Source organism: Sinorhizobium sp. (assembly GCF_059070375.1).
On sequence record NZ_JCACWC010000002.1, the window covers coordinates 1,260,862 to 1,281,760 of the forward strand.

Annotated in this window: 18 protein-coding genes; 2 read left to right on the forward strand and 16 right to left on the reverse strand. The window is 64.0% G+C overall.

What is annotated here, in order from left to right; all coding sequences use genetic code 11:
- Positions 1-88 precede the first annotated feature (88 nt).
- From urtA to AC5J09_RS10540, 15 genes are all read right to left on the reverse strand, one after another.
- Positions 89-1,381: an urea ABC transporter substrate-binding protein gene (gene urtA, locus AC5J09_RS10470; RefSeq protein ID WP_018096114.1), complete on the reverse strand. Its 1,293-nt coding sequence runs from the start codon at positions 1,379-1,381 to the stop codon at positions 89-91.
- A 211-nt stretch (positions 1,382-1,592) separates the two neighbouring features.
- Entirely contained in the window at positions 1,593-2,042 is a 450-nt protein-coding gene (locus AC5J09_RS10475; protein WP_324764486.1) for a GFA family protein, read from the reverse strand.
- Positions 2,039-2,503: an SRPBCC family protein gene (locus AC5J09_RS10480; RefSeq protein ID WP_494297566.1), complete on the reverse strand. Its 465-nt coding sequence runs from the start codon at positions 2,501-2,503 to the stop codon at positions 2,039-2,041. The genes AC5J09_RS10475 and AC5J09_RS10480 overlap by 4 nt, the downstream gene beginning before the upstream one ends.
- A gap of 32 nt (positions 2,504-2,535) precedes the next feature.
- A complete protein-coding gene (locus AC5J09_RS10485) occupies positions 2,536-2,874 on the reverse strand; it encodes an ArsR/SmtB family transcription factor (RefSeq protein ID WP_018096111.1) in 339 nt (112 codons plus the stop codon).
- A gap of 118 nt (positions 2,875-2,992) precedes the next feature.
- Complete coding sequence (locus AC5J09_RS10490; protein ID WP_494297567.1) at positions 2,993-4,225, reverse strand: CaiB/BaiF CoA transferase family protein; 1,233 nt, start codon at positions 4,223-4,225, stop codon at positions 2,993-2,995.
- Positions 4,226-4,227: 2 nt separating this feature from the next.
- Entirely contained in the window at positions 4,228-5,373 is a 1,146-nt protein-coding gene (locus AC5J09_RS10495) for an extracellular solute-binding protein (protein WP_494297568.1), read from the reverse strand.
- Positions 5,370-6,230 (reverse strand): SMP-30/gluconolactonase/LRE family protein, encoded by an 861-nt coding sequence (locus AC5J09_RS10500; RefSeq protein ID WP_494297569.1) that lies wholly within the window; start codon positions 6,228-6,230, stop codon positions 5,370-5,372. Before AC5J09_RS10500 ends, AC5J09_RS10495 begins: the two co-directional genes overlap by 4 nt.
- On the reverse strand, positions 6,230-7,282 hold the full coding sequence (locus AC5J09_RS10505; protein ID WP_494297570.1) for an ABC transporter ATP-binding protein: 1,053 nt from the start codon (positions 7,280-7,282) through the stop codon (positions 6,230-6,232). The genes AC5J09_RS10500 and AC5J09_RS10505 overlap by 1 nt, the downstream gene beginning before the upstream one ends.
- A gap of 1 nt (position 7,283) precedes the next feature.
- Complete coding sequence (locus AC5J09_RS10510; RefSeq protein ID WP_494297571.1) at positions 7,284-8,366, reverse strand: hypothetical protein; 1,083 nt, start codon at positions 8,364-8,366, stop codon at positions 7,284-7,286.
- Positions 8,366-9,124, reverse strand: a complete 759-nt coding sequence (locus AC5J09_RS10515; RefSeq protein WP_494297572.1) for an SDR family NAD(P)-dependent oxidoreductase — start codon at positions 9,122-9,124, stop codon at positions 8,366-8,368. The genes AC5J09_RS10510 and AC5J09_RS10515 overlap by 1 nt, the downstream gene beginning before the upstream one ends.
- Positions 9,125-9,127: 3 nt before the next feature.
- Positions 9,128-9,907 carry an enoyl-CoA hydratase/isomerase family protein gene (locus tag AC5J09_RS10520; RefSeq protein ID WP_494297573.1) on the reverse strand — a complete coding sequence of 260 codons (780 nt, stop codon included), beginning with the start codon at positions 9,905-9,907 and terminating at the stop codon, positions 9,128-9,130.
- 3 nt (positions 9,908-9,910) lie between these two features.
- A complete protein-coding gene (locus AC5J09_RS10525; RefSeq protein ID WP_494297574.1) occupies positions 9,911-10,738 on the reverse strand; it encodes a carbohydrate ABC transporter permease in 828 nt (275 codons plus the stop codon).
- Entirely contained in the window at positions 10,735-11,619 is an 885-nt protein-coding gene (locus AC5J09_RS10530; protein ID WP_494297575.1) for a carbohydrate ABC transporter permease, read from the reverse strand. The genes AC5J09_RS10525 and AC5J09_RS10530 overlap by 4 nt, the downstream gene beginning before the upstream one ends.
- Before the next feature lie 56 nt (positions 11,620-11,675).
- Positions 11,676-12,893 carry an ABC transporter substrate-binding protein gene (locus AC5J09_RS10535; RefSeq protein WP_494297576.1) on the reverse strand — a complete coding sequence of 406 codons (1,218 nt, stop codon included), beginning with the start codon at positions 12,891-12,893 and terminating at the stop codon, positions 11,676-11,678.
- 27 nt (positions 12,894-12,920) lie between these two features.
- On the reverse strand, positions 12,921-14,681 hold the full coding sequence (locus tag AC5J09_RS10540; protein ID WP_494297577.1) for a substrate-binding domain-containing protein: 1,761 nt from the start codon (positions 14,679-14,681) through the stop codon (positions 12,921-12,923).
- Between the two features lie 229 nt (positions 14,682-14,910).
- On the opposite strand from AC5J09_RS10540, the gene AC5J09_RS10545 reads away from it, so the two are divergent.
- A complete protein-coding gene (locus tag AC5J09_RS10545) occupies positions 14,911-18,291 on the forward strand; it encodes a hybrid sensor histidine kinase/response regulator (RefSeq protein ID WP_494297578.1) in 3,381 nt (1,126 codons plus the stop codon).
- Positions 18,278-19,207 (forward strand): response regulator, encoded by a 930-nt coding sequence (locus AC5J09_RS10550; RefSeq protein ID WP_494297579.1) that lies wholly within the window; start codon positions 18,278-18,280, stop codon positions 19,205-19,207. The genes AC5J09_RS10545 and AC5J09_RS10550 overlap by 14 nt, the downstream gene beginning before the upstream one ends.
- 138 nt (positions 19,208-19,345) lie before the next feature.
- Here AC5J09_RS10550 and AC5J09_RS10555 read toward each other — a convergent pair whose 3' ends face one another.
- Entirely contained in the window at positions 19,346-20,671 is a 1,326-nt protein-coding gene (locus AC5J09_RS10555) for a dicarboxylate/amino acid:cation symporter (RefSeq protein ID WP_033047415.1), read from the reverse strand.
- Between the last annotated feature and the right edge of the window lie 228 nt (positions 20,672-20,899).

A 20,899-nucleotide genomic window follows, 5' to 3' on the forward strand; every position in this document is an offset into this window, starting at 1 on the left:
TTTCGAGCTAGCGGTGCGTCATGAAAAGAGGCGTCTGGGGGAGCGACCCGACCCGGGCCGCTTCCTTAGCAAGTCTTTCGTCATGAAATCAGGAACCCTTGCCGCCGCACTTGCCGGTGGCCACATTGAAGTTGCCGCAGGACATGGGCGCGCGCCAATCGGAGATCAGGTCCTTCGAGTCCGGCAGGTAGTCCGACCATTCGTCGCCGACGACGAGGCCGGGCGTTTCCCAGACAGTTTCGAACTGGCCGTCGGACTGGATCTCGCCGATCAGCACGGGCTTGGTGATGTGGTGGTTCGGCATCATCGTCGAATAGCCGCCCGAAAGGTTCGGTACCGAGACCCCGATCATGGCGTCGAGCACGGCATCGGTATCCGTGGTGCCGGCCTTCTCGACCGCCTTCAGCCACATGTTGAAGCCGATATAATGGGCTTCCATCGGGTCGTTGGTCACCCGCTTGTCGTTCTTGGTGTAGGCCTGCCAGGTCTCGATGAACTCGGCATTGGCCGGGTTGTCGACCGACTGGAAATAGTTCCAGGCAGCGAGGTGTCCGACGAGCGGTCCGGTATCGAGGCCGGCAAGTTCCTCCTCGCCGACAGAGAAGGCGACGACCGGGATGTCCTCGGCCTTGATCCCCTGGTTGGCAAGCTCCTTGTAGAACGGCACGTTGGCGTCGCCGTTGATTGTCGAGACGACCGCGGTCTTCTTGCCGGCCGAGCCGAACTTCTTGATGTCGGAAACGATCGTCTGCCAGTCGGAATGGCCGAAAGGCGTGTAGTTGATCATGATGTCCTCGGGAGCGACGCCCTTGGAGATCAGGTAGGCCTCGAGGATCTTGTTGGTCGTGCGCGGATAGACGTAATCGGTGCCGGCGAGCACCCAGCGCTCGACTTCCTCGTTTTCCATCAGATAGTCGACGGCGGGAATAGCCTGCTGATTGGGAGCGGCGCCCGTATAGAAGACGTTGCGCTGGCTTTCCTCGCCCTCGTACTGGACCGGATAGAAGAGGATGGAATTCAGCTCTTCGAAGACCGGCAGCACGGATTTGCGCGACACCGACGTCCAGCAGCCGAAGACGGCGGACACCTTGTCGACGGAGACGAGCTCGCGCGCCTTTTCGGCAAAGAGCGGCCAGTCCGAGGCCGGGTCGACGACGACCGCTTCCAGCTTCTTGCCGAGCAGGCCGCCCTTCTTGTTCTGCTCCTCGATCAGCATCAGCATGGCGTCCTTGAGCGTCGTTTCGGAGATCGCCATGGTGCCGGAAAGCGAATGCAGGATGCCGACCTTGATCGTGTCGTCGGCGGCAAAGGCGCCGTTGAACGCCGTCGTCGAAAGGACGGCAGCGAGAAATGCGCCGGTGACGCGTGCCCTGATAGTCATCTAATTGAACCCCCTTGTTCTGATCGCCGCAAGGCAAGTGGCCGTTCTCCATGGCCTTTGCTCGGGGATCATCGGGCAGCCGCGCTGCACTGCACATACGTCATTCTACGTAGGTGCCGGGGGGAAGCAGGAAGCTTGGGCTTACCGCCCGGGGTTTTCTGCCGCGGATCCAGGTCGTTACCGCGGCAGACGCGAAGGAGCGGTACGCTCCTTACAAATAGGCCGTCACCGCGGGTGGCCGGTCCCATGCATCATGGCGCCCGTCCTCATAGACGATCGGGGCATTCGCCAGCTCCTCGTCGGTCGCGTCGTCGAGACAGGCGATATTCACCGCATGGAACGGCCCGCCCATGATCTCGAAGTCGGCGCTGCCTAAGGGGTGGACGCCGCAGTGCCGGCAGAACACGTGGCGGATCATGCGCTCGCCGAAGCGGTACTCCGCCAAGGCCTCTTCGCCGGAAAGCAAGGAGAAATCCTCGGGCGTGACGAACACCTTCCAGAATCGCGTCTTGAGGCAGGAGGAACAGTTGCAGCGGAAGGTCGTCGTCCACCACACGCCAGGCCGCGGCGCTGGGGAGCGTTTTCCCTCCGGTGCTAGGTCGAGTTTTGCGGAAAAGCGCACCGCGCCGCAGTGGCAGCTCCCGTGATAGGTCTTCTTCATTGCATTTCCTCCTTCCGGGCAGCGACATAGGAAACGAGCCGGTCCATGCACTCGCCCCATCCTTCCGCATGAGAATCGCGGCTCTCGGCGCTCGTGAACGGCGCCTGGCGGAAGGTGAGACGCGTGCCGCCCGCCACGTCCTCAAGGGTGACCGTGATCAGCGTGTCGATGGCGCCCTCCTCTTCCCAGGCGAAGCTGAGGACGATACGGCTCGGGTCCACGATCTCGCGATAGATGCCGTGCGCCCAGTAGTCCTGGCCCTCAGGCGAGCGGATACAGCCGCGCCAGGCGCCGCCTTCACGGAAATCCACAGTGATCGCGGGCACCGTGAAGTCCTTCGGGCCCCACCAGCGCACCAGGTGTTCGGGTGTGGTCCAGGCTTTGAAGACGAGTTTGGCGGGCGCGTCGAAGACACGCTTGATGGTGAGCGCGATCTCTTCCTTCGGAGACGGGGCATTCATGATCTTCTCCCTTGCGGTCGGGCGAACCCGGTTCAGTCGTGATCCGATTTTTCGTTGCGCTGCAACTCGTGAAGATAGCTGTCGAGCCGGTCGAAACTGCCTTCCCAGAAGTGGCGGTAGCGCTCGACCCAATCGGCGATTTCCTTGAGCGGCGCCGCCTCCAGCCGGCAGGGCCGCCATTGGGCGTTGCGGCCCCGGGATATCAGCCCCGCACGTTCCAAGACCTTCAGATGTTTGGAAACCGCCGGCAGGCTCATATCGAACGGAGCAGCAAGTTCGTTCACCGTCGCCTCGCCGGCGGCGAGGCGCGCAACGATGGCGCGGCGGGTCGGGTCGGCCAATGCCGAGAGGGTGCTGCTGAGTTGGTCCAACATTGATAAACCATCAGGTTAATTAACTTGATGGTTTATTGCAGTAGCGTGGCGTTCTGTCAAGAGCTGCGATCTGCAATGGGCGGGTGCCGATTTGACCCGCGCTACAGCCAGCCGTTCACTTTCCTGTTCCCTCGTCGGCATAGGCAATGCCCGAAGCGAGCCAGGCGCTGATCTGATCTTCCGAATAGCCGAACTGCCCCAGGACTTCGCGGGTGTGCTGGCCGACCAGCGGCGCCGGCCGGCGTACCGCCGCAGGCGTTTCGGAATGGCGCACCGCGGGTGCAACAACCTTCACCGTGCCGGCGCGCGGATGCTCGTAGCTCGTCACCAGTTCCATGTGGCGCACCTGCGGATCCTCGGCCGCCTGAAGATGGGTTTTTACCTCGCCGCACCAGATGTCGGCTTCCAGCAATGCATCCAGTAGCGCGGCCGTCGTCCATTTCCCGGTCTCCGCCGCCAGCTTGCGCCAGATCTCGTCCCGCTGATCGAAGAGCTTTTCGGGATCGTCGTAGTCGAGGAGATCGTCGTTGCCGAGCACTCTCACCAGTGTGCGGTATGGGCTCATCGCGATCGTGACCCAACCGTCCTTCGTCGGATAGGTGCCAAACGGCGCATCCATGCCGGGATGCCCGATGCCCGTTCGCGGACGCTGGAAATCCTCATTGAAGTTCAGCGCCATGACCATCTCCTGGTTCTGGTGCGCAAGCATGCCGGCAAGAAGGTTCACCTTGACCTCCTGTCCGAGCCCCGACTTCTCGCGCCAGTAGAGCGCGGAAAGGATGCCGTAGACCATATTCATCGCGCCGATCTGGTCCGAGAAGCCCGCGCCTACCGGCGTAGGAGGAGAATCCGCCTGTCCCGTCGCGGCCATGATGCCGGTGAGCCCCTGGACCAGCATGTCCTGGCCGGGCCGGTCGACATAGGGGCCGTCTTCGCCGTAGCCGGAACCGGAGCAATAGATGATCCGCGGATTGACGGCGCGGAAATCCTCGTAACCATAGCCCATCGCCTTCATCACTCCGGGGCGGAAGTTCTGGACGACGATATCGGCGCTCCGCGCCATCTCCATGAGAATGGCCTTGACCTCCGGCGATTTGAGATTGAGTGCAACCGAGCGTTTGTTGCGGTTCCAGGCGAGGAAATTGGGGCTTTCGCTGCCACCGACCCATTTATTTCGAAAGGTCAGCGAGCGGAACAGGTCACCCGTGCCGGGGCGTTCGATCTTGATGACGTCCGCCCCCATATCGGCAAGAAGCTGCGTTGCGAACGGACCTTGCAGCAGATGCGAAAAATCGAGGATGCGGATGCCCGCCAGGGCGGCAGGGGTGGAGTTCCGGGTGTCGGTCATAATCAGCCTCTTTTGTCGTCGAGATGTCCCCTCGCCCCCTGGCGCGCGCGCAGCCAGAGAGTGCGAAGGGCAGCGAGAGTGGTTTCGGGTTCTTCCCGCCGCTCCAGCGCCGAGCGGATTCGTTCCGCGGCAGCCGCCTGAAAGGCGATGTAACCGTCGAAACGGGGGCGCAGCAGTGCCGCCTCTGCGGTGGCGAGCGTGTTGCGATAGAAATCGCTCCAGCCATGGTTGACCTTAGCGTCCTGCCAGGCGGCACGCGCGGAGGGTTGCCCGCCAAAGGCCGGGAACGTCTCTATCTGCGTCTCGGAGGACAAGAGCGACGCAATGTGCGCAAGCAGCTCCGGCGTCGGCTTGCACCGGCGGGAGAATGCGATTCCCGTGCCGCCGATGACCCCGCCCCTGCCGCCGGCGACCCGGATCGTATCCGAAAAGCGAACGGCATGGGGCGCATGACCCGCCACGGCATAGGTGACGTAACCGAAGACCAGCGGCACCAGCGCGATATCTTCGCCCCGGGCCATAGCTTCCAGAAGCGCTATCGGATTGAGCGCTTCGCTTCCCCGGGGCCGCCGCGCGTAGAGACGCTGCATGGTTTCGAGCGCTGGGGCGCCCTCGGTGTCCGACAGGAATTCCGTCCCGCCGACACAGCCGCCGGCCCCGGCTGCCATGGACATGAGGGTCAGGAGCGCGTGGGGTCCGGCGAGTGACTGCGCCACGGGCAGGCGTTGCCCGATTGCAAGCACGTCATCCCAGCCTTTCGGCGCCGCAGCGAGCCGGTCCGCCCGGCGAGCCATGACCTGCGTCGCCACATCCAGCGGCAGCGCCCAGGTTCTGCCATCCCAGTGGTAGCTCTCGGCAGAAGGGCCGACGCTGTCGCGGCGCCAGGCCTGCAGCTGTTCTGCGGAATAGAGGTCTTCGAGCGGCAGGAAACACCCTTCCGCGATCGCCTCGCCGATATGCGGATGATCCATGACCAGGAGGTCGTTGCTCTCCGCAAGCGAGCCGATGGGGGCACTTTCGAAACCTTCCAGCGGTTGCTTGTTCCAGCGGATCAACGGCTGCGCACGGCGGGCGTTCACGCGCCGCGCGGTCTCCGCAAGCGCGTCATAGCCGCGCGGATGATCCCATGTGAGGCCCTCAAAGGTCATGCCGTGGCCCTCCAGAGCGGAGGCGCACCGACGTCGCAATCGATCGCTGCAATGTGCCAACGGCCGAGATTGGCTGCGTAGAGCGTCTTACCGTCGAAGGCGATGTTGGTCGGATGGCAAAGCACATGCGCTGTCGGATCCTCGGCAAGCACACATACGCCGCCCCCGGCATCGACCCTCAGTATGCGCGATGGTTCGTAAAGAGAGATCAGGAGGTTGCCGACCTCGTCGAAGGCGAGACCGTCCGGATAGCCGGGTAGTCCGGCTGCGAATGAAGCAATCTCCCCTGCACCGCCATCGGGCTCGATGCCGATGCGCGATACGCGCCTGGCGAAGGTTTCGCAGACATAGAGCGCGTCTTCGCCGGGCCGCATTGCGAGCCCGTTGGCGAAGGTGAAGTCGGAATTGCACCAGAGATGCCCCGTTCGGCCGGCAAGATCAAAGGCCCAGATGCCCGGGCCCGGCCGGTCGGAAGCATGACTGTCCGAGACGAGGAGGCGACGGCGGCGACGGTCGATGACCGGATAGTTCGGTATGCGCATACCCGGTGCGTCGAGTCGTTCCAGCGTGCCGGCCGCAAGATCCAGCCGGCATACGGACGCGTATTTCAGGTCGCAGGCGTAGAGCCCCCGATCCCCGTCGAAGGCGAGGCCGAGAATGAAGCCGCCGGTTCCTGCTACGCGCTCGATGCGGCTGCCATCAGGGGCGATGCGACATATGTCGCCGTCCTGGTTGCCGCACCAGACCCAGCCGTCAGGCCCGATGGCGACACCCTCCGGGTGGCTCAGGCGCGGCTCGCTCCAAATACCGTCGAAAAAGACCCGCACGCGGTTTTCTGAGAGAACGGGGGCAGCCATCACGCCTCTCCCCGTCGCCCGCCCGTCGCGGCATCGAACAAATGCATTCGTCCTGCTGCGAAGCTCAGGCTGACGGGCGTGCCTCGCTCGAGCCCCGCCTCCGGCGGCAGTTTGGCGGCGATCGACACATCACCGGCCTTGACGGTCAGGATGGTGCAGTCGCCGAGCAGTTCGGAGGAGAACACCGCACCCTTGAAATGGCCGCTCCCCTCCGGCGCGATCCGCACGTGTTCCGGCCGGATGCCCAGCGCTATCTCACCCGGCGCCTGGTCCAGCGGAAAGCGCCCGCCTTGGCTTGCAAACCAACCGTCCCGCAGATGGCCGGGCAGCAGATTCATTGGGGGTGAGCCTATGAAGCTCGCGACGAAGGTGTTCGCGGGACGGGCGTAGATCTCCGCAGGTGTCCCGATCTGCTGAATGACCGCCTTGTTCAGCACCACGATGCGGTCGGCCAGCGTCATGGCCTCGACCTGGTCATGGGTCACGTAGATGGTCGTGACACCGAGGTCGCGTTGCAGGTTTTTCAACTCGCCGCGCATCACCGTGCGCAGCTTTGCATCGAGATTGGAAAGCGGCTCGTCCATCAGAAACACCTGCGGGCGCCGCACGATGGCGCGGGCGAGCGCCACGCGCTGCCGCTGGCCACCGGAAAGCTCGGCCGGACGGCGGGTCAGGAGATGTTCCATGTCCACCCTTTGGGCCGCAGCGCGCACCAGTTCCTCGCGTTCGGGCCTGACGACTTTCCGTATCTTCAGCGGATAGGCGATGTTCTCGCCGACGGTCATGTGGGGATAGAGCGCATAGTTCTGGAACACCATGGCGAGGTCCCGGTCCCGAGCGGGGACGTCGTTGACCCGGCGCCCGTCGATCAGGATCTCGCCTGACGTCGGTTCCTCGAGGCCTGCCACGATCCGCATGGTGGTCGACTTGCCGCAGCCCGACGGACCGAGCAGGACCAGGAACTCGCCGTCACAGATGGAGAGATCCAGTCCGCCGAGCGCGGTATAGGTGCCGAAGCTCTTGGTCAGTTTGCGCAGCTCGATTGCAGCCATATCATTCGTGTCCTTTCAGGAAGTCGCGTCGCCACGGCAGATCCAATTGCCGTCCGGCACCGTCCAAGATCGTGAGCAGGTTCCCTGCGATGGAGATATCCGAGATGCGGGTCCATCCTGCCGGGCGCGGCACCGCGCCAATCACATGGCGAACGATATGGCTGCGCCCTTCGGCCAGCGGCAGCCCGGTCGCGACGCCTTCGGCCGCAACCGGGCTCCCCGAACGGGCTTCCGCCTCGCCGCCCAGCCCGGCGCAGCATCCGTCCTCGATGCCCGTTACCCCTACGAACCGCCCGTTCCACGGTGCATGGTCGCGCCCGCCGTTCGAGAACCACAGCATGGTGACGGGCAGGACGGAGGGGTCCTTGAGGAAGAAGACGATATCGTCTTCCTTCTCCCGGATCACCGCGGACCAGCCGAGTGGCGAACCGGATGCTTCGACCAGGATCGCGAAATCCTCGTTGCGGCTGCCGATCGGCCAGCGCGTCAGATCCACCGTTCCGCCGTTCGCGCCTTCCACTTGCTCCGGCTCGGCGGCGCGCGTCGGATAGGCGAGGCAGGAGCGCCCCGGTTCGAAGACCTGGCCCGGCGTGAGGACTGCGCGCTTTTTCGAGGTGAAGAAGCGTCCGCGTCCCTCAAGATGCAGCATCGGATGATGGGCGACGGGCAGAATGCCCTCCCCTCCGTCGATCCGGTGCTCCTGGTAGAGCAGAGGCGCGTCCGCGGAAATTTCGAGGATCTTCGCGATCCGCGCCCCGGAGACGTCGCGAGCGAGCGCCAGGCGCAGCCGGCTGGCCCCATGCTCCCGCAACTGCCACGCGCTGTTGGCGGTCCAGCCGTGAGCAGGTACATCCGGATCCGCCGCCTCGGCAAAGGGGGCGCAGAAGAAGTCTCCCGCCAGCCGGCGCTCGGCTGGCGAAAGGTCCGGATTGGCCTGCGCCTCCGGTTCGTCGCGCCACGGAGCTGCATAGAGGGGCTCGATCGAGCGCCCCGCCCAGTGGAAGCGCAGCAGGGGAATGTTGCCGACGGCCGGATCGAACTGCAACGCGCCGCAGGGCGTACCTATGGAAAACAGATCCTGCATTACTCGCCCCGGATGGCGAGCCCGCCGTCGCAACGCACAATCTCGCCGGTGATGAAGCTCGCCCTGTCTGATGCCAGGAAGGCGACGAGTTCGGCGACCTCCATCGGCTGGCCAAAACGACCGATCGGATGCGCCCGGTTCCAGGTGTCGATCAGGGCCTGTGCGTCTTCGGTCTCGTCGAAGATCTTCTCGTTCATCGGAGTCATGATGGTGCCTGGCGCGACGGCGTTGACGCGGATACCCGCCTTGGCCAGATCGATGGCGCATTGCCGCGTCAGCGAGATGATCGCGCCCTTCGCGGCAGCGTAGGCCGGCCAGCCCTGAAAGCCGATCAGGCCCTGGACGGAGGAGAGATTGACCACCGCGCCGCCGCCGCGCCTGCGCAGGAGCGGCACGCAGGCCTTCATCGTTCGCCAGAAACCGGTCAGGTTGGTGTCGATCACCGTCGTCCAGCGTTCTTCGTCGATCTCGTCGATCACGCCGTCGAGCGCGACGGCTGCATTGTTGACGATCACGTCGAGGCCCCCGAAACGGGTCTCGGCGAGGGAAGCCATGGCCTGCATGTCGGCAAGCCGGCGAACATCGCCGCGCAGAAACGCGACGCAATCCCCGAGCCGTGCAGCCAGCGCCTCTCCGCTCGCGACGTCGATGTCCGAAAAGACGACCTGCCCCCCGCGCGCCGCGAACAGCTCGACGCAGGAGCGGCCGATGCCCTTGGCACCGCCGGTCACGACGATGACTTTGTCCTTGAATTCCATGATCTATTCCATCCTGAACTGGGGATCGCGTTTCTCAAGGAAGGCGTCGATGCCCTCCTGGCCGTCGGCGGTCGAATAGAGGCGGAACAGAACCTCCTGCTCCAGGCTCTTCGCCGTCTCGGTGCAGGCGTCAGCACCCTCCCTGAGCAGCCGTTTGATCTCGGCCGCCGCGAGCGGCGCGATCTTCAGGCAGGCGCGCGCCCGGCGCAGGATCGCCTCTTCCATCTCCTGCGGCGGAACGACGTCCGCGGCGATCCCGAGTGCGAGAGCCCGCTCCGCCGACATCCGCCACCCGGCGAGCAGAAGATCGGATGCCGCATACTTCCCGATCGCTCTCAAGAGCCTCTGCGTGCCCCCGCCTCCCGGGCACAGGCCGAGCCGCCCCTCCGGCAGACCGAGCTGCGCGGTTTCGGACAGGATCAGGATGTCGCAGCAGAGCGCGATCTCGAAACCGCCGCCGAGGGCAAAGCCGTCGATGGCGCAGATCACGGGCTTGGCGACACGTTCGAGCCGGTCGAAAACCCGGCGGGAATTGAACTGGTAGGCAATGAATTCCGCCCGCTTGTTTCCCTGGTATTCGGCGATGTCCGCGCCCGCGACGAAAGCCTTGCCGCCGGCGCCGCGCAGCACGACGACGCGCACGTCCGTATCCGCAGCCGCCTCGTCGAGCGCAGCTTCGAATTCGCGCATCAGGGGCGTGGAGAGCGCATTCAGCTTTTCCGGCCGGTTGAAGAGAATCTGGCGGATACCCGGAAGGAGATCCGACGCTTCGATCAGTGCCATGGCTTAGCCTTTCACGGCACCGGCGGTGATGCCGGCGACGAAGTAGCGTTGCAGGAAGAAGAAGACGGCCATGACCGGCAGCGACACCATCACCGAGGAGGCCATGAGTTCGCCGTAGCGGATTCCGTACTGGCCGATGAAATCGTTGAGGCCGACCGGCAGCGTCCGCATCTCCTTTGTCGAGGTAAAGGAAAGCGCGAAGAGGAACTCCTGCCAGGTGACGATGAGCACATAGACCGATGTGGCAATCAGGCCGGGGCGCGACAGCGGCACGACGATGTCCCAGAACACGCGTAGCGGCGTCGCACCGTCGATCGCGGCCGATTCCTCGAGTGCGGCCGGAAGCTTCAGCAGGAAACCCCTGAGCATCCAGATCGCCACCGGCAGCGTCACCGATACATAGGCGAGGATAAGCGACCAGTAGGTGTTGAGCAGATTTGCGCCGCGCATCATCTTGTAGATCGGGATGATGATCGCCGAGTGCGGGAACATCTGCGCCAGAACCACCATCCCGACCAGCGCGGACATCACGGCAAGCTGCGCCCGCGTGAAACTGTAGGCGGCAAGCAGGCCAAGGCTCACGCTGATGACGACGGTGGAAAGCGATACCACCAGCGAGTTCAGGAAATAGGTGCGGAATTCCGGCCGGAACGCCGTGACGTAATTGTCGATCGTCGGATGGTCCGGCCAGAGCCGGGCCGGGATCGCAAAGGGTTCGGCCGGCGGCTTCAGGCTGACGGAAAGCATCCAGAAGAAAGGCAGCAGGACAAGCACGGCCAGGAGAAGCTGGAGCAGCATCAATGCGAGGCGGGTCGATCGGGTCTGCTTCATGCGGCAACCCTCCGGCGATTGGCCCTGCCCTGAACGATCGCATAGAGCGCCACGAGGACAGCGAGCACGAGGATCGAAAACACGCCGTAGGTCGCAGCCTCGCCGAAGCGGAACTGACCAAAGCCGGTCTCGAAGATTTTGGTCGGGAATATGTGGGTCGCCGATTGCGGACCACCCTTGGTCAGGACCCAGATGATGTCGAAGTAGTTGAAGGTCAGGATCAGAGTCAGCACGATATTGACGACGATCACGTCACGGATCGCGGGCAGTGTGACATCGATGAGCCGGCGCACAGGCCCCGCACCGTCCAGCGTCGCTGCCTCGATCTGGCTTCGGTCGACGTTTTGCAGGGCCGCGAGGTAGATCAGCATGGAAAAGGGAAAGCCTTTCCAGACCGCAGCGACGATCACGGAGGCCATGGCCATGCGGCTGTCCGCAAGCCAGGCGACACTGTTTTCGATCAGCCCCGCCTGAAGCAGCAGTGAGTTCACGAGACCCAGTTGCGGATCGTACATGAAGCGCCAGAGGATGGCGGCGACGACTCCGGGCAGAATGAAGGGCAGGAGGACGACGGCGCGAAGCGCGCCCTGCATCGGCAGGTTTTGATTGAGCAGAAGCGCGGTGAGGAAGCCAAGCATATTCTGCAGCAGCACGACGCCGAGCGTCCAGACGACCGAATTCACCAGCACTTGCGTGAAGGTGCCGCCTTCCAGGACACGCCGGTACAGCGCGAGCCCCGCAAACTTGGGATCGGGGTTCAGGAAGCTCGTTTCGTGGAAGCTTTCATAGACCGTAGCGAACATCGGATAGTACAGCATGACCGCCATCAGAATGAGAGCGGGTGCAAGAAGCAGCCAGTGGAGCCGGCGATCTTGGCGCATCGGAAAAGCCTTATCCTGGGCCGCACCCCGTCTCCGGGATGCGGCTGGAGATGGAATTACTTGAGGGTGTTGATGACGTCGCAGGCCTTGGCCGCTGCCGCAGCCGGATCGCCGCCCGCATAGATGTCCTGGAACATGGCGACCTGCGCATCAGCAAGCTCGAGATAACGCGGCGACAGCGGACGGGCCTTCGCATTGTCGAGATGCGTCATGATCGTCTGCGGATCCTGACGGTTCTCCTCGAGGAAGGCCTCGGCGGCCTTCTTGTTGGCAGGAATGAGGTCGACGACATCGCCGTTCACGTCTTCACGCACCATGAACTGGATGAATTTCCAAGCCGCCTCCTTGTTCTCGGATGATTCGAAAACGGCCAGGTTCCAGCCGCCGAAGGTTCCGACCGGCATCTTGCCCTGCGGCGCGGTTCCATTCACGAAACCCCAGCTGAGGCTGCTCTTCTGCAAGGTCGGCTGTTCGAGGGCCGGCCAGAACTCGATGGCGAGCGAGCCGTTCAGGAACAATTCGCGCATGTCGCCGGACGAGGCATTGAGAATGCCGGCGGGGGCGAACTTGGATAGCGCCTGAAGGTAGGTGAGGGCCTCGACCGCAGGCGCCTCCGTCAGGGCGCAACTGCCGTCGTCGTTCAGGATCTTGCCGCCATTGGAGAATATGAAAGAGTCGCCGACGACGACCGTATCCTCGCCCTTGTGGCCGAACAGACCGACGCCGAACTTGCCGTCGGCAGTCAGCTTTTCGGCGGCGGCTTTCAATCCGTCGAAGGTGCCGAGGCTCGCCGGGTCGATCTTGGCAGCGGCGAGCAAGTCTTTGTTGTAGTAGCTGAACTGCCATACGTCCACGTTGAACGGAATGCCGTAGAGCTTGCCGCCCAGCACTGCCGAATCCCAAGCCCCGCCGAAGAAGCCGTCACGGGTGAGACCGGCGGAAGCGGCCCCATCCGTCAGGTCGGCGATCGCGCCGGCCTTGGCGAAGGCGCCGACCCAGATCTGGTCGAGCGTGGCGATATCCGGCGCATTGCCGCCCTGCACCGCCGTCAGCAGCCGTTGCTGATATTCCGGATAGGGTACGGTCGTGACCTCGATCTTGATGTCGGGATTTTCCTTCATGAACCGCTCGACGGCGGCCTTCTGCACATCCGAAAGGCCGCTTTCGGTCTGCTGGTTATCCCAGAACTGCAGCGTCACCTCGGCGGCAAGCGCCGGCCCCGTGGAAAGCAACGCCGCTCCCAGGAATACAGTCGTCAAAAGTGATCGCTTCATGGTTTCCTCCCTCGCGATATGTTTGTTTCAGGAATGACTTCGGTAGTTTGCGCCCGTCTCGAAGCTCGGCTCGGGAAGCGCTTCCCCGGCGATCAGCACGTCGACGCCCGCCGAGCGGAAACGCTGACGGTCCTCGGGCAGCGCACCATCGTCGGTGAGCACCGAGCGGATCTGGGAAATTCCGGCGATGCGATGATTGGCATCGGAACCGAGCGCGACGCTGTCGACGAGGACGATGGTGGTCTGCGCCGCATCGATGAACCGCTGAGCCGCAAGGGCGCGCCGCTCGTCAAGCGAGGAAAGGCCGAAGCCGGATGTAGCCCCGTCCACAGCGACGAAGGCGAGATGCGGGCGCACGCGCTCGAATATCGCCCCGAGACTCGGCCCTACCAGGCAGCGGTCGGCCTTCTGGTATTCCCCGGCCGTCAGGATCACCTTGATCCCGGAGGTGTCCTCCAGCACATGCAGCACGTCGAAGGAATTGGTCAGGACTGTAACGCCCTGCAGACGTTCCGGCTTGTTTGCCGCGAGGCTTCGAAGTTCTTCGGCCAGAAGGACGTTTGCCTGCCCCTCGTTGAGCGCAGCCACCATTCCGGGCCGGAAAAGCTGAACCGCGCTTTGGGCAATCTCTCGCCGCAGCCTGGCGATCTCGGCCGAGATGCCATGATGCGGCGGCGAAATGACGAGCGTAGCCCCGTAAACGAGGCAACGGGTCTGCATGGCGCTCGCCATGCTCCTGTACCAGTCATGCGCGGGATAGTGCGGCAGGAACCCGATCCGCCGCGACCGCAGAAGGTTCGCCTTGAAGCCGAGCCGACCGCTGCTAAGCCGTTCGAGCACCTCCTCCTTGAGGTGCCAGCCTTGCGGACCGTTCTCGAAATAGTCGTCGAGCGTTTCGGGCGTGATGATGGCGTGCGGCGTGATGGTGTCGGACAAGGATTGCCCTAACACCCCCAGTACGGCCATATCGATGCCCAGGCGCCCGACCACCTCCGGAAACAGAGCGCCCACGGCGCGAAGGGGGCCGTTCTCGGCAAGGCGCGCCATGAAGCCGGCGCTCTCGCCGCCCATGGAATAGACCGCGACCCGTCTGTCCAGGCGCTCCGCCGCCTCGATTCCCGCAATGGCCGCATGATCATTGACAGCGAAGACGAGGTTGATCGCGTCGTTCGCGACGAAGGCGTCATGGGCGACACGAAGCCCGACCCTGTAGCTGCCCTGGCCATTGACCCGATAGACGGTCGCCGGTTTGACGCCCGCTTCGGCAAGACCTGCCTCGAAGCCCGCCACGCGCTCGCGGGTATTGGGCAACTCGGCGACACCGATCACAAGCATCGTGACGGGACTGCCGCCCACCCCCGACGCCGCCAGTCGTCCCAGTTCCACGCCGGCAGTGAAGTTGTCGGGACCCAGGTAGACGCCGTCCGGCTGGGCCGCACTCTCGGCGATGAAAGGTATTCCGCGGCGAATGATTTCCCGCCGGAGCGCGTCGCTTCCCCGACCGGAAATCGGTGGCAGAATGACGGCATCAAGCGAGTCGAGATCGGATGCGAGCGGGCTTGCCTCCGCCCCGGGCAGCGAGCCCTTCGAGCGCACGAGCGCCTCGTCGGAGAGCACTGCTCCCCCGTGGCGACGCCGGACGGCCCCAAGTTCATCCAGTTGAGCGAGGTCCCGCCGGAGCGTCACGGCCGCGACGCCCGGCATGCAGCGGCGCAACTCTTCCACACTCACAACGCCCTGTCGGCGGAGTATCGAAAGAATCCTCGCATGTCGCTGTTCTTTGATCATTTGATCTCCTCTGGCTGGCAGGATTGCCCATTCGCTTGGTCCGCCTCAAGGGAACGCAGAGCAAATCCGTTTAAAGAAAGAGAGCATTCGATACGAAACGATCAAAACTGATCAAGCGACCTCGTAGAGCGTCGACGTTTTCCGCAATGCAGCAATTTCCCGGGGCGCGCGTCCGTGTTACGACATGGACGGCTGGCACATTCGGCCGGCGTTGAGATGACGAGGGACCATGGCGGCACGCCAGCGCATCATTCCCGTTCGGCGAGAATATAACCGCTGGGTCGCCAACCAGACGCTCGAAGACTATGCGCTGCGCTTCACCGCCAAGAGCGCGCGGCGCTTCTCCTCGGCGCGCATTTCGCAGACGGCGATCGGCGCCATCTCCTTCCTGGCGCTGGAAGCCATCGGCGGTGCCATTACCATGTCCTACGGCACGACCAACGCCATCGTCGCGATCCTCGTCGCGAGCCTGATGATCCTTCTCGTCGGCCTGCCGATCAGCCGCTATGCCATTCGTCACGGCGTCGACATCGACCTTCTCACGCGCGGCGCGAGCTTCGGCTATATCGGCTCGACGATCACCTCGCTGATCTATGCGAGCTTCACCTTCATCCTCTTCGCGATCGAAGCCTCGATCATGTCCGGGGCGCTGGAGCTTGCGCTCGGCATACCGCTCTGGATCGGCTACATCGTCAGCGCCGTCATGGTGATCCCGCTGGTTACCCATGGCGTGAAGCTGATCAGCCGGTTCCAGCTCCTCACGCAGCCCTTCTGGATCGTCCTGAACATTCTTCCCTTCGTCTTCATCGCGTTTGCGGACTGGGAGAAGGTCGGCCTGTGGCTCGCCTATGCGGGCATCCATCACACATCGGGCCCCCCCGGCACGCTCGCGCCGTTCCATCTCGTCGAATTCGGCGCTGCCTCGGCGGTCATCTTCGCTCTGATGGCGCAGATCGGCGAGCAGGTGGACTTCCTGCGCTTCCTGCCGCCTGACGGCGAGCGCAAGCTCCGCCACCGAATCGCCGTCTTTCTTGCCGGCTCCGGCTGGGTGATCGTCGGCGCGCCGAAGCTGCTGGCCGGCTCCTTTCTCGTCGTCCTGGCGCTCAGTACCGGCGTTCCCTCGACCAGGGCCGCCGACCCGGCGCAGATGTATTACACGGCCTTCGGCTACATCTTCCCATCGGACACGGCCGCGCTCCTGCTGATGGCAGCCTTCGTCGTCGTCTCGCAGCTCAAGATCAACGTGATGAACGCCTATGCGGGCTCGCTCGCCTGGTCGAACTTCTTCTCGCGGCTCACCCACAGCCATCCGGGCCGCGTCATCTGGCTGGTCTTCAATGTGGCGATCGCGCTCCTCCTGATGGAGCTCGGCATCTATCGTCTGCTGGAGGAAACGCTCGGTATCTTTTCGATCGTCGCCATGGCCTGGCTCTCGACGATCTCGGCCGATCTCTTCGTCAACAAGCCGCTCGGTCTCGCCCCGCCCGGAATCGAGTTCAAACGCGCCCATCTTTACGACATCAATCCCGTCGGTCTCGGCACCATGGGCGTGTCGACGCTCTTCGCCCTCGTCGCGCATTTCGGCGCGGCGGGCGAAATCGCCGCCTCGCTCGCACCCTATATCGCGCTCGTCACGGCTTTCGTCGTCTCGCCGCTGATCGCCTGGTGGACGGAGGGGAAATTCTATCTCGCCCGCAAGCCGCGCAAGAGCTGGCTCCGCGAAAACGAGATCACTTGCTCGATCTGCGAGCACCCGTTCGAACCGGAGGACATGGCCTGGTGCCCGGCCTATGCGGCGGCGATCTGCTCGCTCTGCTGTTCGCTCGACAGCCGCTGCCACGACATGTGCAAGCCGAAGGCGCGTCTGAACGCGCAGGTCGCGACCGTGGCCAAGGCAGTGCTGCCGGAAACGGTCGTCGCAAAGCTCGCGACAAGGCTCGGCCGTTACGCGATTTCGGCGGTGATCTCTATTACCGGCATCGGGGTCATCCTGGCGATGATCGCTCACCAGACCACGGCCGCCTCTCCCGAGACCGCCGACGTCGTCCAGCGGACCATCGCCATCGTCTTTTTCGTCTTCGCCATTCTTGCCGGCGTCGTGTCCTGGTTCTACGTGCTTGCCCATGACAGCCGGGTCGTTGCGGAAGAGGAATCCTCCCGGCAGAACACGGCTCTTCTGAAGGAGATCGCCGCCCACAAGAAGACGGACGCGGCGCTGCAGGACGCGAAGGAAAGGGCGGAGTCGGCCAATCGCGCCAAGAGCCGCTATGTCGTGGGCCTGAGTCACGAACTGCGCACGCCGCTCAATGCGGTGCTCGGCTACGCCCAGATCCTCGAGCGCGACGAGACCATACCGCCGCCGCGGCAGGGCGCGATCAAGGCGATCAGGCGCAGCGCCGACCATCTCTCCGGACTGATCGACGGCCTCCTCGACATTTCCAAGATCGAAGCCGGCAAGCTGCAGGTCTATTCCAACGAGATCAACATTCAGGACTTTTTGGATCAGATCGTCGACATGTTCCGCCCGCAGGCGCAGGCCAAGGGCATCGCCTTCGAGCACAACCGCGCAGCCTCGCTGCCGCAATATGTGCGGACCGACGACAAGCGCCTGCGGCAAATCCTCGTCAACCTGCTCTCCAATGCCCTGAAGTTCACGGAACGGGGGCATATCCGCTTCGACGTCGCCTATCGCAGCCAGGTTGCAAGTTTCACCATCGAGGACAGCGGCCGCGGCATCGGCGAGAAGGACCTGCCCAGGATCTTCGAGCCCTTTCAGCGCGGAGAGGCGGAATATCGCATGCCGGGCCTCGGCCTCGGCCTGACCATCACCCGCCTGCTCACCCAGACGCTCGGCGGCGAAATCTCCGTCACCAGCGAGAAGGACAAGGGCACGGCCTTCAAGGTCCGGCTGATGCTCTCTGCCGTCGACCGGCCCGCCGCGCTCAAGGACCCGGTCCGCAGGATCAAGTCCTATCGAGGACCACGTCGGACGATCGTCGTCGTCGACGACAATGCGGACCACCGCGACCTGATGGGCGAGCTGCTCGCGCCGCTCGGTTTCACCGTTCTTGCGGCGGCGAGCGGGGCGGCCTGCCTGGCGCTCGTCAAACATACGAAACCGGACCTGTTCCTGATCGACATCTCCATGCCCGGCATGAGCGGCTGGGATCTGGTGATGCGTCTGAGGGAAGGCGGCCAGAGCGCGCCGGCGATCATGCTTTCGGCCAATATCGGCGACGGCTCGGCCGCCGGCGCCATCGGCCACAACGATGCGCTTGCCAAGCCCTTCGGCCTGCGCCAGCTCACCGACAAGCTCGCGATCCACCTGAAACTCGAATGGATCTACGACGACGGCCCGCAGGAAACGTCCGGCACCGGCATGACCCCTGCGGTGGCGAGCCCCGGCCATCATCATTTGAAGGAATTGATCGAGCTCGGCGAAATCGGGTACGTGAGGGGCATCGAAGCAAAATTGACGGAGATCGCCCTGAACCCGGACAACCGAGCCTTCGCCGAGGCGGCGCGCGCCTATGTCGGGGCATTCGACCTCGCGGGCTATGACGCCTTCCTCAAACGCCTGCTCGCCGGGGAGGCGAATGCCCGTGCCTGAGGCAGCGAACGTGCGAGATATCGTACTCCTCGTCGACGATTCACCGGAGGCGCTCGGCTTTTTAACCGAAGCGCTGGAACAGTCCGGCTTTTCCGTATTGATCGCGACCTCCGGCAACGCGGCGCTCAACATCGCCGAGCGCATCACGCCGGACATCATCCTGCTCGATGCGGTCATGCCCGGCATGGACGGTTTCGACACCTGCACCCGGCTGAAGTCGAATGCTTCCGTCGCCCAGGTGCCCGTGGTCTTCATGACCGGCCTCACCGAGACGGAGCATGTGGTGCGGGCGCTCGAAGCCGGCGGCGTCGATTACCTGACCAAGCCGATCAATATCGACGAGCTGCGCGCCCGCATCCGCGTCCATCTCTCCAATGCGCGCTCCGCCCAGAGCGCCCGCGTCGCACTGGACGCGGCGGGGCGGCATCTGCTGGCGGTGCGAGGCGATGGAACGGTCCGCTGGTCGACGCCGCAGGCGACCCGTCTCGTCAACGCGGCCACCGGCAGCGACGACGGTCTCGCCTTCGTCGCCGGGCGCATTGCCGAGTGGATGCGGGAGCGGGAAACCAGTCCCGGCGAAAGGCAAGGGACCTTCACCCTGCAGCGCGCCAGCCAGACTGGCCTGCAGATCTCCTATCTCGGCGCGGTCGGCGCCAATGAATACCTCTTCCGGCTGACGGCCGAGAACGGCTTGAGCGACGACGAAACGCTGCGCCAGCACTTCCGGCTGACCCAGCGGGAGTCCGAGGTGCTGCTGTGGATCGCCAAAGGGAAATCCAACCGCGACATCGGCGAGATCCTGGGCTTGAGCGCGCGCACCGTCACCAAGCATCTCGAACAGATCTATGTGAAGCTCGGCGTCGAAAACCGGGCCTCGGCGGCAGTGAAGGCGACGCAGGTGCTGCACGGGATCTGATCGGCCCGTGCGGCGGGGGACCTTCTCGAAAAGCCCCGAGAGGGTTGCGGATGCCGCACGCCATCGCAAAAAAGCGCGGCCCGGAAAACCGGACCGCGCCAACCGCACCGGCGTGCGGTCTCGCCTTGGGAGGCTAGCTTATTCGGCGGGCTGGACGAGCGCCGGGATGGCCTCGGCAGACGCCCCGCCGCCGAGAGCTGCGGAAAGCTGCGCCTGGTCGAGCTCGCCTTCCCACTTCGCCACGACGATCGTCGCAACCGCGTTGCCGACGAAATTGGTCAGGGCGCGGCATTCCGACATGAATCGGTCGATGCCGAGGATCAGCGCCATGCCGGCGACCGGCACGGAGGGAACGACCGAGAGCGTTGCGGCAAGCGTGATGAAGCCGGCGCCCGTAATGCCGGCCGCACCCTTCGAGCTCAGCATGGCGACGAGGAGCAGCAGGATCTGGTCGCCGTATGAGAGCGGCGTATCGGTCGCCTGGGCGATGAACAGGGCCGCAAGCGTCATGTAGATGTTGGTGCCGTCCAGATTGAAGGAATAGCCGGTCGGAATGACGAGACCGACGACCGAGCGCTTGCAGCCGGCCTTCTCCATCTTGTTCATGAGGCCCGGAAGCGCCGCCTCCGAGGAAGACGTCCCGAGCACCAGAAGCAGCTCCTCCTTGATGTAGCGGATGAGCGAGAGGATCGAGAAGCCGTTATAGCGTGCGACCGCGCCGAGCACGATGAAGACGAAGAGAAACGACGTCAGATAGAAGGTACCGATCAGCATGGCGAGATTGGCGATCGAGGCGATGCCGTACTTGCCGATGGTGAAGGCCATGGCGCCGAAGGCGCCGATTGGGGCGGCCTTCATGAGGATCGCAACGAGCCGGAAGATCGGAAGCGTCAGCGCCTGCAGAAAATCGACTACGGGCTCGGCTTTCTTGCCGACGATCGCCAGCGAAATACCGAAGAGCACCGAGATGAACAGGACCTGCAGGATGTCGCCCTCGGCGAAGGCGCCGACGAGCGTCGTCGGGATGATGTTCATCAGGAAGCCGGTGATCGACTGCTCGTGCGCCTTCTCGGCATAGGTCGCGACCGCCTTGGCATCCAGCGAGGCCGGATCGATATGCATTCCCGCGCCCGGCTGGACCACGTTTGCGACGACGAGGCCGACGAGAAGGGCAAGGGTGGAGAAGGCGAGAAAGTAGATCATCGCCTTGCCGGCCACGCGGCCGACCTTGGCGAGATCGGTCATGCCGGCAATGCCTGTCGCGACCGTCAGGAAGATCACCGGCGCGATGATCATCTTCACGAGCCTGATGAAGGCGTCGCCGAGCGGTTTGAGCTCCGTGCCGATGTCCGGATAGAAATGCCCGAGCAGGATGCCCGCGGCGATCGCGGCCAGCACCTGGACATAGAGATGGCGGTAAAGGGGTGTCTTGCCGCGGACCTCCGCGGAATGTTCGATGATCATGATGTCCTCCACGTGGCAGGCCCAGTCCGGCAACATGCCGGGCCTCCCGGGCCGCTTTCCGAAGATCGACAGCAATGGCTGCCTTGTGGAGCTGGTGAGCAACATGCGTGCCAGTTTGCCGCGGAGGCCGATGCGATTGAATTCATGAGATTTTTGGGAGCGGCGCACGCTTTCTGTTCGTGGATATGTGCGGATTTCCGCACAGACGCGCTGGCGCGCTGGGCGAAA